A 15,028-nucleotide genomic window follows, 5' to 3' on the forward strand; every position below is an offset into this window, starting at 1 on the left:
CTCAGGCCTCCATCGCTTCGCGCACGCTGCGGGGACGCAGGTCCGTCCACACCACGCGGATGTGGTCCAGGCACTCGGCCTTGGTCCCGGTCACGCCCACCTCGGCCCAGCCGCGCGGTACCGAACGCCCGGTCGGCCAGACGGAGTACTGCTCCTCGTCATTGCGGACCACGGTGTAGATCCGCTGGTCATCGTCGTTGAACATGGGTCGATAGCCCTTCGTTGTGAAGTGGTCGTCAGCTGGCGCGGCGGCGCTGGCGGAGACGGGCGCGACCGGCGCGCAGCCGGGCGGCCTCATACCTCGCCTCGCCACCGTTGGTCGGCTCGCCGCCGTTGGTCGGCTCGGCGTCGGCGTCGGTGTGGGACAGGTGGCGGGCCAGGGCCGAGATCGTCGGGTGCTCGTACAGCGCGACGAGGGGCAGCGACTGGCGCCCGTACGTCTCGGCGAGGCGCGCGTGCACCGCCGCCAGCGCGAACGAGTTGCCGCCGAGGTCGAAGAAGTTGTCATGGACGCCGACGCGTTCGAGGTCGAGGACGTCCTGCCAGACGGCCGCGATGCGCCGTTCGGCCGCGTTGCCCGCCGGAGCGGTCCGTACGGGGGCCGCGATCGCCTTCGGCTCGGGCAGCGCGGCGCGATCGACCTTGCCTCCGGCCGTCACGGGGAACGCGTCCAGCGCCACCAGTGCCGAAGGGACCAGGTGAACGGGCAGCCGCGTTCCCAGGAAGGCCCGCAAATCGTCCGGGGTCTGGCCCCCGTCGCGCGGAACGACGTAGCCGACGAGGCGCCGGTCGCCGTCGTTGCCACGTGCCAACACCACGGCCTGCGTGATCTCGGGGTGCGCGGACAGCGCCGCCTCTACTTCGGCGGGCTCGATGCGGTAGCCGCGCACCTTGAGCTGTTCGTCGACGCGTCCGAGTACTTCGAGCGCGCCGTCGTGTCGCCGGCGGGCGCGATCTCCCGTGCGATGCAGACGCGTGCCGCCGCTCTTGTCAGCGCTGCCGTCGTCGAACGGGTTGGGGACGAAGCGTTCGGCGGTGAGGTCCGGGCGGCCGAGGTAGCCGCGCGCCAGGCCCGCGCCGCCGATGTAGAGCTCGCCGGCGACGCCGGGCGGTACCGGTCGCAGGTCGTCGTCCAGCACGTACGCCTCAAGGCCGTCGATGGGCGCGCCGATCGGAACGCTCGCGTCGATGGTCGTCGCGTCGGTGCGGTGGGCGATCGCGGTGACGGTCGTCTCGGTGAGCCCGTACGCGTTGATCACCTTTATCGGGCTCGTGCGGTGCCAGGCCTGGAGGGCTCCGGCGTCCACGTTCTCGCTGCCGATCACCAGCAGCCGGAGCGCGGGCGGCGTGCTCGCGGTGAGCGAGGCGGCCCACTGCTGCCAGTAGCTCGCCGGCAGGTTGGCGACGGTGATCTCGCCCGCCTCCAGAACGGCCGTCAGCCCGTTCGGCGGCGGGGGCGTTCCGTCGAGCAGGACGACGCAGCCGCCCGCCAGCCAGGTCGGGAAGATCTCCTCGGCCGCCACGTCGAAGCCGAAGCCCGCGAACTGCAGCACCCGGTCGTCGGGGGTCAGGCCGAACAGGTCGCGCGTCGCCTGCGCGTGGTTGGCCAGCGACCCGTGCGCGATCCCGACGCCCTTGGGCGCACCGGTCGAGCCCGACGTGAAGATCGTGTACGCGAGATCCCCGGCGACCAGGGGCTCTGCGGCACCGCCCGCACCGGGCTCGTCCGTCCCGTCCGTCTCGTCCGTCCCGTCCGTCTCGTCAACGTCCAGCGAACGGACCGCGACGCCGTTCAGCCGATGCGCCGTCACGGACCCGCTGACCACCAGGTCGCTGCCGGCCGTGCCCAGGACCCGTTCGAGATGCGCGGGCGGATGGGTGGTGTCGAGCGGCAGGTAGGCGGCCCCGGCCTTGAGTACGCCGAGCATCGCGGTCAGCAGTTCCAGGCTGCGCGGCAGCATGATCCCGACCACGTCGCCGCGCCGTACGCCCGCCGCGCGCAGGCGACGTGCCAGGCGTTCCGCACGCTCATCGAGCTCGGCATAGCTGAGTGAGGCGCCATCCGCAGGCATGCTCGCGGCGAGCGCGTGCGGCGTACGGGCCGCCTGGCGTGCGAACAGTTCGTGGACCGGAACGTCCATCGCGTGCGCCGCGCCGCCCCGGGCCCACTCGCGCGTGACGAGTTCCTTTTCGCGCTCGTCCAGCAGCGGCAGGCTCCAGACCGGCGTGGACGGGTCCGCGACCGCCGCCTCCAGCAGCCGCGTGAAGCGACCGGCGAGCCGCTCGATCGTCTCGGCGTCGTACAGCTCGGTGCTGTAGTTGACGGTGACCTCGAAACCGTCGCCGTCCGCCGCTTTCACGATCATGAAGTCGAGGTCGAACTTGGCGGTCAGCGGCGAGGCCATCGACACCTCGGCGTCCAGCCCCGCGAAGCGCGGCTCGGCGAGCGGCCGCGGGTCGAAGGTGAACATGACCTGCACCAGCGGCGTGTGGCTGGGGTCGCGCTCGATCGCGAGCCCCTCCACGAGCGCCTCGAACGGAAGGTCCTGATGCCCGAGCACGGCCAGCGTCTCGGCGCGCACCCGCTGCACCAGCTCGCCGAACGTCGGGTCGCCGGTCAGGTCGGCGCGCAGCGGAACGGTCGTCACGAAGAACCCGATCAGCGACTCCAGCTCGGGTTCGGAACGTCCCCCGACCGGCGTGCCGATCAGCAGGTCGCGGGCGCCGGACAGCCTGCCGAGCAGCGCGGCGTACGCGGCGAGCATGACCATGTAGGCGCTCGACCGCCTGGCCCGCGCGAGCCCGCCCACGGCGTCCATCAGCTCGCCCGGCAGCCGGAAGGCGTGCGTGTCGCCCGCCGTTCCGCGCACCGCCGGCCGCGGCCGGTCAGCCGCGGGCGGCGCGAGGCTGGTCGGCGCGCCCGCGAGGTGCTCCCGCCACCAGGCGACCTCCCCCGCGTCCACCGGCCGCCGCCGCTGCTCCGCCGCGTAGTCCCCGTACTGAACGGCCAGGCCGGGCAGGTCAGGCAGGTCGGGCAGCATGTGGCCGCCGTACGCGCCGGCGAGCTCGTCGAAGAACACGTGCATCGACTCGGCGTCGCACACGATGTGGTGAAGCACCACCACCAGCGCGTGATCGTGCTCGTCCAGCCTGATCAGCCGGGTCCGCAGCAGCGGTCCCCGGGCCAGGTCGAACCGTTCCCCCGCCCAGGCGGCGATCAGCTCCCGCCGATGCCGTTCACGCTCCCCACGCGGCAGCTCGGTCAGATCGACCAACGGCAAGGAAACCCGCCGCTGGGCCCCAACCCGCTGATAGGCCTCACTTCCCCTCTCGGGAAATGTCGTGCGCAGAATCTCGTGCCGTTCAATCACCCGCCCGAGCGCCTCGGTCAGCGCCCCGACGTCCAGCGCCCCGGTCAGCCGTACGACGAACGGAACGTTGTACGAGGTGTCGCTGGGATGTAGCCGGTCCAGCAGCCAGAGCCCGCGCTGCGCGAACGACAGCGGGCGCGGGCGATCCATTTCAGACATGGATGGTCTCCCTCCGCACAAAAGCACGGACATGCCTAATTGAAGGTTCATCTACAAGGGAATGCGGCATTTACCGGCATGCGGAATGCCGGTTTCAGCGCACTCAGGAATTGCTCGGCGCTCAGCGCCCGGACGGCGGACGTCCCCTCGTGGACCTGTCGTCACACGGCCATCTGCAGCCACGGTCCTCGACCCGGGCCCCACGGGCACACCGGGAGATCGTGGTCTTGTGCATCGTCGTCCCGCCCCCTCTGGCCCCCGCCTCCTTGCCGGAGCCATTTGCCGATGATGCGGGAAATGCACCTCGATAGGCCATCGTGGAAAACACCTACACACCCACGTAGACAAAAACCTTCAATGATCCATGAATGGCTTTACAGAGATCTAGATCATTGACATATTCATCGCCGAAATAAGATCATCGGCAACAATAAGTCGACGCATCGGAACGCCGACCGCCTAACCTGGCCCCATGGTCGCCTTCGAATCCGTCGCGCCGGTGATCCCCGTCCGCGACCTCCCCGCCACCCTGGACCGCTACGAGCGCATGGGCTTCACGGTCAACCGTGACTCCGGCGAGCCCACCTACGCCTTCGCCGACCGCGGCCAGGTATCCCTCCACCTCACCGAGTGGGACGAGCACGACCCCAAGCGCACCGCCGCGGCCATCTACCTCTACGTCTCCGACGCCGATACCCTCCACGCCGAATGGTCCGCCCTAGACCTCCCCGGCCGCCTCGTCGCCCCGGAAGACACCCCCTACGGCCTACGCGAGTTCGCCTACGTAGACCCCGAAGGCACCCTCCACAGAGCCGGCTCCCCCCTCAACCACCCCTGACGGCCCACTTGTCGAGTTGTGCTCGCGCCTAGAGAGTGCAGGCGGCGGTGATGGCGGCGGGGTCCCAGTAGTAGGGGCGGCATTCGAGCATGCGGCCGTTCCGGACCTTGATGAGCTGGACGATCGAGGTCTCGACGTCGCGGCCGGTGGCTCGGGCGCGGAACCTGACCCGGTTGCTCACGACGAGGGTGTCCCCGTTGCCCCAGTGGTCTTGCTCTAGGAATTCCATGGATTCCCAGGTCTCGCTGAAGGTGGCCAGGAAGCGTTCCATGCCGTCGCGGCCGCGCCAGGTTCCGGTGCCGGTGAACGGGAGGCCGGGGCCTGGTGCAGGATCACTTCCGGGTCCAGGTGGGCCGCCACCGCGTCATAGCTGGCCTTGCCGTATCCGCCTGCGGCCACGTATTCGGCCTCGGCGGCGTAGAAGCGCTGCATGACCGACCACGCGTCGGTGGGGTATTCCTGGGGCATCGGGGTTCCTTTCGTCGCCGATGGGCGTGGAACCCCGTTTGAGAGGGCGCGGTTGCAGCGGACCTACCGGTCGCAGCGGACCCAGTCGTCGCAGCGGACCTACCGGTCGCAGCGGGCCCAGTCGTCGCAGCGGGGCTAGTGGTCGCCGGCCCACTCTTCGCGGACGTGGCCCAGGTGCTCGCGCATCAGGCGTTCAACGCTCGCGGCGTCGCCGGCCGCCAGGCGGTCCAGCAGGGTCATGTGCTCGCGGGCGGAGGCGACCAGCTCGCCGGTCTCGGCCAGGCGCGCCAGGCCGAACAGGCGTGTGCGGTCGCGCAGGTCCAGAACGACGCGGACCAGGTGGGCATTGCCGGTGAGGCCGAGCAGCATCTGGTGGAAGCGGCGGTCGGCGTCGATGTAGGCGACGAGGTCGCGGGCGGCGGCGGCCACCTCGATCTCCTCGGCGATCGCGCGTAGCCGGGTCGCGGCCTCGGGCGGTACGGCTCCGGCGAGGGCCACCACCGGCGGGATCTCGACGAGGGTGCGGACCTCGGTGAGCTGGTCGAGGTCGCGGTCGGTCAGTTCGACCACGCGGAAGCCCTTGTTGGGCACGGCCTCGATCAGGCCTTCTTTGACCAGGTCGAGCATCGCCTCGCGGACCGGGGTGGCCGAGACGCCGAACTGCTCGGCGAGCACGGGGGCCGAGTAGATCTGGCCCGGGCCCATCTGGCCGGTGACCAGAGCGGCGCGCAGCGCGTCGACCACGCGGCGGCGCAGGCTTTCGCGCGGCCCGAGAGACGGCAGACCCACCGCCGCATCCATGCAATCACCATCCCGTCCGGTGCCGATCCTACCGAGCGGGCCCCTGTCACCAGCGAGGTCACCGGCGGACGAAATCAGGGTCTTGTACCGACATGTCGCATGTGACATTTTACACATCACATTGCTCATCCCGGTCTCCTCACCACCCCCTTCGAAGGAGAAGTCGGATGTCACCTCGACGATGGGCCACCGCTCTGCTGGCCTGTATCGCCCTCGTGATCGGCAGTAGCGCTCCGGCGCTCGCCGCCCCTCCCGGCACCACCCCCGCCAAGCAGGAACGGCGGATCGCCGCTCCCACCCCCAAGAAGGGCCGTCAGATCTCCGGCCCGACCACGCTCGCCAAACCCGACGCCGTCAACGCGAAGAAGACCGCCAAGGAACGAGAACCGCTCGCTCCTACTACTAAGAACGCACCCCGCAAGCTCCTCAAGGAGGCCACGCCCGCTCCTGCGGCGGCCTGCTCGGTCTCGGACTTCACGGGCAACAGCGGTGCGGCCCTGGTGAACGCCATCAAGGGCGCCACGGTCGACTGCATCAACTCGCTGTTCTCCATCACCGGGACGGACCAGTACTACGCCTTCCGTGAGGCGCAGATGGTGACGGTGGCGAACGCCCTGCGCGACAACGCCGGCTCGTACAACGGGACCAACTCGACCAGCACCGAGCAGCTGGTCCTCTACCTGCGCGCGGGTTACTACGTGCAGTACTACAACCCCAGCACGGTCGGCCCGTACACCCAGACCCTGGCCACGGCGAGCGAGGGCGCGCTCGACGCGTTCTATGCCAGCGGCGCGTCCGGCACGGTCAGCGACGCTAACGGCGAGATCCTCGGCGAGGCGGTCACCCTGATCGACAGTGCCGGAGAGAACGCGCGCTACCTCTACGTCGTCAAGCGTCTGCTGAACGCCTACAACGGCGACTACGAGAAGTCCTGGTACATGCGGAACGCCGTGAACAACGTCTTCACCGTTCTGTTCCGCGGCCAGTGGGCCCCTGGCTATCCGGCCGCCGTCCAGGCCGACCCCAGCATCGTGGACACGGTCAACACCTTCGCCCGCAACCACATGAACTACCTGGGCGGGGACTACGCGTTCCTGGACGTCAACGCGGGCGGCGAACTCGCCCGGTTCGTTCAGTACGCGGGTCTGCAGAGCAAGGTGCGTCCCCTCATCAAGTGGCTGCTCGACAACAGCGGCATCACCGGAACCCGGGCCGCCCTATGGGTGCGCGTTGCGGAAGTGACCAACGGCTACGAGGAAGCCAACTGCTCCTACTACGGAACGTGTGACCTCGCGAATCGCGTCAAGGCCGCGGTGCTGACGCAGACGCACACCTGCAGCGCGAACGTCCTGCACGTCATAGCCCAGAGCATGACCACGCAGGAGTTCCAGGACGCCTGCACGAGCATGCTCAACCAGAACGCCTACTTCCACGACATGATGCAGGACGGTGGGAAGCCGGTAGGCAACGACTACAACAGCAACATGGAAGTGGTCGTCTTCCATTCAAGCGACGACTACCAGACGTACGCGGGCGTCATCTTCGGCATCGACACCAACAACGGCGGCATGTACCTGGAGGGCGACCCTGCCGTCCAGGGCAACCAGCCGCGCTTCATCGCCTACCAGAAGCCCACCGACGACGGTTTCGCCGCGCGCATCTGGAACCTCAACCACGAGTACACGCACTACCTCGACGGCCGGTACAACACCTATGGCGACTTCACCGCCGAGACCGTCAAGCCCAACATCTGGTGGATCGAGGGGGTCGCGGAGTACGTCTCCTACTCGTACCGCAACCTGACCTACACCGACGCGCTGAACGAGGCCAAGAAGCACACCTACGCGCTCAGCACGCTCTTCGACACCACCTACGAGAACACCAACGTCGACAGGACGTACCACTGGGGCTATCTGGCCGTCCGCTACATGTTCGAGAAGCACCGCTCGGACCTGACCAGGATTCTCGGCTACTACCGCTCCGGCGACTACACCGCCGCCTACAACCTCACGAAGTCCCTTAACTACGACAGCGACTTCAGCTCTTGGCTGGACGCCCTTTCCGGCGGCGGCAACCCCGATCCCGGGCAGCAGTGCACCGACACCGACACCCGGGTGATGGGGAAGAACTGCCAGCGGTCCAACGTCTCCGCGACGACCGGAAACTACGCCTACTTCTACCTGTGGGTGCCCACCGGAACGAGCAGCCTCAGCATCACCGCATCTGGGGGCACCGGCAACGCCGACCTCTACTTCAACCCGAACACCTGGGCGACCACGAGCGCCTACACCTCGCGTTCCGCCAAGGCGGGCAACGCGGAGTCCCTCACCGTCAGCGGCCTTCGCGCCGGCGCCTATAACTATGTCAGCCTCTACGCCGCCAGTTCGTTCAGCGGCGTAACCATCACCACTCGCTACTAGGACTACGGGAGGGCGGGGCGGCCGCCCCAGTGGCCGCCCCGCCCTCTAGGCAGAACGCCGACCCGGAATGGCGAGCCGTCCTCCGTCCAGCTCCAGGTGAGAGCCCTTGAAGTTGGTGGGCTCGTCCAGCAGCAGGAGTGCCAGTCACCGGCACAAGGCTTTGATCATGTCCGGGAAGTCCGGAAACTCCGCTTGGGCCGCGCCCACGAGCTCCGCGACAGGCCGCCGCTTCCCCGGTGCGTACCGTTCAGCAATGATCGTGAACGCGTCGTTGGGCTCCGCCTCGGCCTCCGGGGCGTCCAGCGCCTCCTGCGGGCCGAAACCGTCCGCGAACACCCAGAGCAGGTCGCCGAGATCGCGCGCCACCACCCCGCGCTCCCCCTCGGACCCCAAGTAGATGATCGGCTGCTCGACAAGCGGTGCCCCAGGCCGGACCAACCAGAAACCCACATAGTCGCCGGCCCCCGTGGACCCGAAGAACCGGAACTCCGAGCCGTCGACCTCCTGATTACCGGTCCAAAGCCGGAACCACCAAGCGGTCCTCTCAGCCGCCTCGAGCCCGCCGTACAACTCGAAGTCACACCCACGAGACTCGTCGGTATCCTCGTCGTACTCCCACTCGAACCCGACGGCGGCCACCTCGGCCAGAGCAGCAGGAAGCGCAAGATCTTCAGCCATCTCAGTCATCCTCGAGAGGCTAGCGCCAGAGGCCTCCGCGACGGCGACGAACACGGAGGCCCGTGCCCCTAGCAGCCCCCGTGCGCGCTGATCCAGTCGTCGATGAACGTCTGCACGTGGTACCCGTAGATCCCGCCGTCGGTCAGGTAGTCGTACGAGTACGAGTAGCCCGTCCCGCACGTCTCGCGCCCCGCCTCGATCGCCCAGTCGTCCGGAGCCCGGATGCCGTCACGCGCGATCATGGACAGGAACTCCGAGTCCCCGCCCCGATAGCGCGGCGCCGGCGCCTCCACCGTCTCCCGAACGACCTTCCGCTTGGTAACGGTGACCGTCGGAGTCGGCGTCGGCTGAGCCGGCGTGGTCGCGAGCGTCATGGGCGTCGGCAAGGACCCCGGCGCGTTCGCGGCCACGGCTTGGTGCGTACGGCCGAACGCCACCACCACGGCCGCAGCCCCCGCGACCACGGCCACCACAACAACGGTCGCCGCCACGACAACAGTCTGATTGCGCATCTCTTCCTCCCCGTGGAACCAACGTGAGGTCCGTCCCCCGAACCCACAAGGAAAGTGTTCGCGTAATCAACCGGTCACGTTAAGGGGCCAAAGTCCCAGCGAACTTCCCCGATGTCCCGGCCGTCCCAGGTCCAAAGCCGCACACCACCTGGGCCCCTCAAATCCGTTCGCAACCCCCGGCCCACGAACCCTAAGCTTCGTTGCCACCATGAAAACTCGCCTACGCAAGCTGCACGCGCACAACCGAGAATTCGCGTGGACCGCCAAGGTCCACCACGTCAAAGGCCGCGACTGCCACAGCTGCGTCCGCCTACGCGTATGGGGCGCCGGCAAGAACAGCCGCCTGCTCCAGGCCGACCTCCTATCCAGGGCCGTCCTGCCCTGGGGCTGCGCGACCGACGACGGCTACCCCACTCCCAAGGACGTCCGCGCCGTCATCGACTACGCCTTGGCCAACGGCTGGGACCCCGACCTACCCAGCGGAACGTTCTACCTCACCGAGGCCGACCACACCCTCGAACTCCCCGGCTTCATCCTCACCGACCGCCCCCGCGACCCCGACTCCCCAGACCCCACAACCCGAGTCCTCGACGCCTGGGACAAGGCCCAAAACCCCTGACCCTTGTCAGTGGCCAATGGGACCATCCGGCCCATGACGCCCCGGGAAAGCCAACTGGCCACCATTGTCCACCGGAACTGCGGACATGATGTGGGGCGACGTCGACGGCCACGCGACAACCCGCAGCTGCGCTACTTCCTCGACGTACGAAACGGCGTTCTACGAGGCGACCGACATGACAGCAGCCGAAGAGGCCATAACGCAGCAAGGGCCTCAATCTCATGCGAGATCAAGGCCCTGAACTGCGTTCGACCGCAGGCCCCGTTCAGCGATGGAGCGTTTCGACCCGCTGGGCCAGCGCCCTGTTCATCGCCCCGAACTGCGGCAGGGTGTTGGATTTCAACATGCCGTGGGCGAAGGGGACGGCTACTCCGGTGAAGCGTTCGCTCTGCGTCAGGCGGACGCGGCCGGGGCGGATCTGCTCGATGGTGAAGCGATGCTCCCCGTCACCGATCCAACCTGGCCCGATCTTCCCGAGCCACCGCAGTTCCTTGCCCGGTGCGTAGGTCAGAACCTGAGGCTTGAAGGTCGAGTCGCCGCTCGCGTCGTGCATCACGATGTGCAGGCGTGCGCCCTTGTCGAGGCGGCCGCCGGGCGAGGTCACCCGCGCCGAGGTCAGGAACGGGTTCCAATGCGGGTAAGTGGTGAAGTCCGTCAGCACCTGCCAGACCTCCTCGGGCGTCGCCTGGATCTCGATCGAGGCGTTCAGCCGGAACGGGTGGACGTTGGTCCACACCGTGTAGCCGCCGAGCAGCGCGACCAGTCCAACCAGTGCCGCGAGCAGTCGGCGCCGCCAACGGGGTGTGGATCGTCGTGCGGCAGACGCCGAGGCGTCGTCGACCCGCGTGGGGGAAGCCGTCGTGGAGGACATGATGCAGCCTCTTTCGTATCGCTGGGTTCAGACGGACGCGCCGCGCAGGACGCTGGCGACGAGGCGGTCGATGTACGCCGCGTCGAGGGGGCGGCCGGTGATGAGCAGCCGGTAGTACAGGGCGCCGGCGAGCTGGTCGAACACGACCTCGGGCTCGACATCGGCGTGAAGCTCTCCGCTTTCGCGGGCGCGTTCGAGCAGCGTCAGCACCAGGGCGTTGCGGCGGTGGAACATCGCCTGGACCGCCGCGCCGACATCGGCATGACGGGCGGCCGCGGCCGCGACCTCGGCGACCAGACCTGCGGAGGTGTCGCCGGACGTGGCGGGGCGGCCCGCCTGCCGCATCCGGTTGAGGCCGGCGGCGATCTCGCCCAGGTAGCGGGTGAGATCAGCACGGACGTCGCCGCTGTACTCCACCGGCACTGAGTCCTGGAGCCGCGCGACGACGGCGACGATCAGATGATCCTTGGTGGGCCACCTCCGGTACAGCGTGGTCTTGGCGACGCCGGCCTTCGCCGCGACCTCGTCGACCGAGAACCGGTCGTAACCGCGGTCGAGCAGCAACTCCAGCGCCGCGTCCATAAGGCGGACGTCAGCCTCCTCAGAACGCGGTCGCCCGCGCTGTCCACTCGGCCCCACGACCTGCCCCCCCCATTTTCGCTCCGAACGTTTCGTAAATCAGAGTAAGTCTCTCCCCCGCTTTACGCAACAGAAGTAGCGAAAATCGGCGACCACCTGTCTCACACGCAACGGGCCAGGCACCGAGTTCCTTACCGTGACTAGCGGAACTCTCGCTCGCTGACAGGCTTGGGGCCGGTCATGGCCGGAGGCCACGCCGGAGGGCCGACCGAACGAAGCAGCCAGCACCGTGGGCACATTCCAGATCAAGCATCGATGGCCTAGAAGCCGCTACCCGAAACCTCGTGGGCTTGGCTGATAGAACGAGTCTCCTGGCTTCTTGGGTGCTGCTAGTGGGCTCGGGGCGACCGTAACCGGGCTGCGAGACGGGACCGGACGGAACAAGACCGCATGCCCGGCTCGCAGGGCCGGGCACAGCCAGCCCGGGCGCCCGCTTGCGGACGCGCTTGAAGACGTAGAGAAAGTTCTCAACCAGGGTGGTGTCTGGGGGCTCAGGCTCTAGCGTCTGAAACGCTCAGTGACCCCGTCTGGCTGTACTTTGCTGCTGTACGGGATCAAAAAAGGCCGGTTCCATGATCGGAACCGGCCTCTATCCTGGGTGGAGCTGAGGGGATTTGAACCCCTGACCCCCTCGATGCGAACGAGGTTGACTATACAAAACAGCCTAGCCGTTCCATTGCTTTTAAGCTAACGTCGCTGGTGAGAGGTACTGAGTCGTCCGCTGAGTCCAATCGAATGGCGCCTGTTCCTTGGCCGTCCCGATGACAACCGGATGACAAACGATCATCAGCGAGGAGCGTCATGGGCTTCACCCGGGTCCGCACGAACAAGGCCGGCAAAGAGCGTTACACCGCGCTCTACAGAGATCAGCGAGGGAAGGTCCGCTCCGCGGGTACCTTCTCCGGCTATGACCAGGCCGAGAAAGCCTGGCAACGCGCAGAGGCCAAGCAGGAGTTAGGCCGGACCGCCGATCCCCGGAAGGGACGACAGCGGTTTCGCGTCTACGTCGAGGATGTGTGGTTCCCGAATCACGTCATCGAACTGCGAACTCGCGAGAACTACGACTACGAGATCACTCGCTACATCATGCCGTGGTTCGGCGGCATGCGAATGATCGACATCCTCCCGATCGATGTCCGCGAATGGGTCACGCACCTGAGTAATGAGTGCGTCAATCCGCCCACGATCCGCTACTGCATGACCGTGCTCAGCGCGATCTTCACGACCGCGCTGAACGATCAGGTCATAGTCCTCCACCCCTGCAAGGGGGTGAAGACGCCACCCGTCCCCAAGAAGAAGCGCACCATCCTCACCCCTGAGCAGTACGAGGTGTTCCACGAGACGCTCCCGAACTCGCGGATGCAGCTACTGGTCGACGTCGATATCGAGACCGGCTTGAGGTGGGGGGAAGTCACCGAGCTCCGCGCCAAGGACTTCGACTTGGCCACCAGAACGATCACGGTGAGTCGAGTCGTCATCGAGCTCGCTCCGAAGCATCGCCCGCAAGACGGACGGTTCCACGTCAAGCACTATCCGAAGGACAAGGAGCATCGGAGCGTCAGGGTCAGCGCCCAGACGGCAAAGAGGATCGCGGCTCACATCGAAGCCGAGAGCCTAGGGGACGAGGACCTCCTCTTCTCCTTGCGACCGGAGGAGCGCGCCCGCCCCCGCCGGCTTCGAGTGCTCACCGATCCCGAGAGTCTGGGCTTCATCGAGCCTGAGAATCGTTATCGGCACGGCACGCTCAGCGGCTACTCCGCTGCCAAGTGTCGCTGCCAGAGCTGCAAGGACGTCTACGCCGACTATCGGGCGCGGCGCCGCGCCGCCGGGAAGGACTCGCCGCGTCGTCCTCGGACGGTCAACACCGACGGCCACATTCCCCGGAGCTGGTTTCGAGACCACGTCTGGAAGCCCACGCTCAAGGCGGCCAAGCTACGCCTTCACGCGAGGCCCAACGACCTCCGTCACGCTCACGCTTCGTGGCTTCTAGCCGGCGGAGCGGACCTCCAGAAGGTCAAGGAACGCCTCGGGCATGCCAGCATCACCACGACCGAGAAGTACCTCCACACCCTCCCCGACGAAGACGACGAGACCCTCGACGCCTTCGACAAGATTCGTAACCGCTCCCGCAATACCGAGGTCAGCCGGGCAACCGGCTGACTCACCGGAGCTTGTCGGCCGGCTCGTTGGTCCACAGCCAAGCCCCGCCGCAGTTCTGGATCATTTGGCGGCGGGGCTGACGAATGATCGATGCAACCCGATGGGATACACAAGATCACACGTATGAGGTGGGATGAGAGTAAGGATCATCGCTAGATGTACGGATCCAGGGCATCGAGTTGGGTCCGGACCGGCACGGGCCGAAGCCTTGGCGAGGTAATGTCTTGAAGTCTTGGGATTGCTCCACAAATTTCGGTAAAGTCAGAGCTGCTTACCGTCGAGTGATCGAGATGGCTCCGGTGGAACAGGAAAGTGTTTCGGATCTCGACTATCAGTACGACCTAACCTCTTCCCGCGGGGTGCGGGACAGCCAAGGCGGTCGAGGCTCGGTCTCGCCAGCGAGTCCAGAAGACCTGCCAGATCTCGGTCTGGCCAAGCGCGTGCTGGCGAGGGAAAGGGCAGGGTGACCGTATGCGAACATCACCCACGGTGGTGTACGCCTAGCTGGGATAGTCCCCGGTGCGGCGTCCGGAGCAGCAGCGATAAAGGGAAACACTCCTGTTGCGTTGACCGCTCTCGCCATCACGACTATCTGGTTTGCCTTGTTCGCGTGGCTCGCACGTAAAGCAACCAGGGATAGGGCCACCCCGGCCGCCCGCCAAGCGGCCCTCGAAACCCTTCGGATCTTGACCGGTCAGGTCCATCCGCCCGCCGCGGAGCAGCCCCCGACCCCCTCTCCCCCGCCTCCAGCCAACGGTCTAGGAGAAGAGAGTGGCCCAGGATGATCCGATCGAAGCAGGCTCGTGGACCCCCGAAGCTTCTGCCCCCGGTTCACCGGGGGCTTCTTCATGCCTAGCTTTTCTCGCCCCTTAACCACCCGATCATCCACTAAGATCCCGCCCGTGAACAGGCGGACAGATCTCGTTGAGTTGGAGTCTCTCCAGGTGAGTCTGGACGAGCGCTTCGATCACTACGTCCACATCAACTTTGACCGTTTCCCAACTAATTTCCCTGAGATAAGAAAAACTCTTGCTCACCTAGAGGCTTTCATCCGAGCAGTTGCTCTCGCCCAGTTTGTCGCAGATGCGGAGAGCAGAGGTGCCGTACTTCGGGAACGCGATATTAAGCGCATGACCCGCCAAATCCAACACGAAACCAACCGTATCTACGCCGCGTCACTGAATATGAACTCTCCACTCATACTGGAGATGATAATTCCTGCGGGGAGTATTTCTGCCATAACAGGAGTCCTTGTCTACATGGCAAAGAATCCACAGAAGCTCGGCGAGTGGTGGCCAACCGTCCAAACAGCTTATTACAACGCTCAACGTGAAAAACTTAAGGCGAGGCGCGCTCTTGAGAAAATGGAGCGTGCGAGACCAGTAGTTGATGCACGGCCTCTAAACCAGCGCCCGACTCGTTCCGACGGCGACGTCCTTCCTCCTGGGGCAAAAGGCTGTCCCGTAACGGTCGGCCGTCTGGCCCGATGATC

At 66.6% G+C, this 15,028-nt stretch carries 14 protein-coding genes and 1 tRNA gene; 5 read left to right on the plus strand and 10 right to left on the minus strand.

Translation table 11 applies throughout. The annotated features are described in order from the left end of the window. Position 1 precedes the first annotated feature (1 nt). Together J4573_RS08245 and J4573_RS08250 are read right to left on the minus strand one after the other, a co-directional pair. Positions 2-205: an MbtH family protein gene (locus tag J4573_RS08245; protein ID WP_208254682.1), complete on the minus strand. Its 204-nt coding sequence runs from the start codon at positions 203-205 to the stop codon at positions 2-4. A 31-nt stretch (positions 206-236) separates the two neighbouring features. Continuing rightward, on the minus strand, positions 237-3,530 hold the full coding sequence (locus J4573_RS08250; protein ID WP_208254683.1) for a non-ribosomal peptide synthetase: 3,294 nt from the start codon (positions 3,528-3,530) through the stop codon (positions 237-239). Between the two features lie 472 nt (positions 3,531-4,002). Between J4573_RS08250 and J4573_RS08255 the strand changes: the two genes are divergently transcribed. Next, positions 4,003-4,368: a bleomycin resistance protein gene (locus J4573_RS08255; protein ID WP_208254684.1), complete on the plus strand. Its 366-nt coding sequence runs from the start codon at positions 4,003-4,005 to the stop codon at positions 4,366-4,368. 28 nt (positions 4,369-4,396) lie between these two features. On the opposite strand, the gene J4573_RS53760 is transcribed toward J4573_RS08255, so the two are convergent. From J4573_RS53760 to J4573_RS08265, 3 genes are all read right to left on the minus strand, one after another. Continuing rightward, the gene (locus J4573_RS53760; protein WP_243772657.1) at positions 4,397-4,639 is read right to left on the minus strand and encodes a nuclear transport factor 2 family protein; all 243 of its coding nucleotides are present in this window, start codon (positions 4,637-4,639) and stop codon (positions 4,397-4,399) included. Further along, complete coding sequence (locus tag J4573_RS53765) at positions 4,585-4,836, minus strand: hypothetical protein (protein ID WP_243772797.1); 252 nt, start codon at positions 4,834-4,836, stop codon at positions 4,585-4,587. The genes J4573_RS53760 and J4573_RS53765 overlap by 55 nt, the downstream gene beginning before the upstream one ends. Positions 4,837-4,971: 135 nt before the next feature. Next, positions 4,972-5,625: a GntR family transcriptional regulator gene (locus tag J4573_RS08265; RefSeq protein WP_307796553.1), complete on the minus strand. Its 654-nt coding sequence runs from the start codon at positions 5,623-5,625 to the stop codon at positions 4,972-4,974. A gap of 179 nt (positions 5,626-5,804) precedes the next feature. Here J4573_RS08265 and J4573_RS08270 point away from each other — a divergent pair, with 179 nt between their 5' ends. Continuing rightward, on the plus strand, positions 5,805-8,057 hold the full coding sequence (locus J4573_RS08270; protein WP_208254686.1) for a M9 family metallopeptidase: 2,253 nt from the start codon (positions 5,805-5,807) through the stop codon (positions 8,055-8,057). Between the two features lie 144 nt (positions 8,058-8,201). On the opposite strand, the gene J4573_RS08275 is transcribed toward J4573_RS08270, so the two are convergent. Then, positions 8,202-8,744 carry an SMI1/KNR4 family protein gene (locus J4573_RS08275; protein WP_243772658.1) on the minus strand — a complete coding sequence of 181 codons (543 nt, stop codon included), beginning with the start codon at positions 8,742-8,744 and terminating at the stop codon, positions 8,202-8,204. Positions 8,745-8,803: 59 nt separating this feature from the next. Then, positions 8,804-9,247: a hypothetical protein gene (locus tag J4573_RS08280; protein ID WP_208254687.1), complete on the minus strand. Its 444-nt coding sequence runs from the start codon at positions 9,245-9,247 to the stop codon at positions 8,804-8,806. Between the two features lie 208 nt (positions 9,248-9,455). Here J4573_RS08280 and J4573_RS08285 point away from each other — a divergent pair, with 208 nt between their 5' ends. Continuing rightward, a complete protein-coding gene (locus tag J4573_RS08285) occupies positions 9,456-9,866 on the plus strand; it encodes a hypothetical protein (protein ID WP_208254688.1) in 411 nt (136 codons plus the stop codon). Between the two features lie 265 nt (positions 9,867-10,131). On the opposite strand, the gene J4573_RS08290 is transcribed toward J4573_RS08285, so the two are convergent. The 3 genes from J4573_RS08290 to J4573_RS08300 all read right to left on the minus strand — a co-directional run bounded on the left by J4573_RS08290 (position 10,132) and on the right by J4573_RS08300 (position 12,041). Further along, a complete protein-coding gene (locus tag J4573_RS08290) occupies positions 10,132-10,737 on the minus strand; it encodes an SRPBCC domain-containing protein (protein WP_208254689.1) in 606 nt (201 codons plus the stop codon). Positions 10,738-10,764: 27 nt separating this feature from the next. Continuing rightward, complete coding sequence (locus J4573_RS08295; protein ID WP_208254690.1) at positions 10,765-11,319, minus strand: TetR/AcrR family transcriptional regulator; 555 nt, start codon at positions 11,317-11,319, stop codon at positions 10,765-10,767. Positions 11,320-11,975: 656 nt separating this feature from the next. Continuing rightward, positions 11,976-12,041, minus strand: a tRNA-OTHER gene (locus tag J4573_RS08300). Positions 12,042-12,177: 136 nt separating this feature from the next. Here J4573_RS08300 and J4573_RS08305 point away from each other — a divergent pair. Continuing rightward, the gene (locus J4573_RS08305) at positions 12,178-13,536 is read left to right on the plus strand and encodes a tyrosine-type recombinase/integrase (RefSeq protein WP_208254691.1); all 1,359 of its coding nucleotides are present in this window, start codon (positions 12,178-12,180) and stop codon (positions 13,534-13,536) included. Positions 13,537-14,438: 902 nt separating this feature from the next. Next, the gene (locus J4573_RS08310; protein WP_208254692.1) at positions 14,439-15,026 is read left to right on the plus strand and encodes a hypothetical protein; all 588 of its coding nucleotides are present in this window, start codon (positions 14,439-14,441) and stop codon (positions 15,024-15,026) included. Positions 15,027-15,028: the final 2 nt, after the last annotated feature.

It is taken from the genome of Actinomadura barringtoniae (assembly GCF_017573505.1).
GTDB classification, from domain to species: Bacteria; Actinomycetota; Actinomycetes; order Streptosporangiales; family Streptosporangiaceae; genus Spirillospora; species Spirillospora barringtoniae.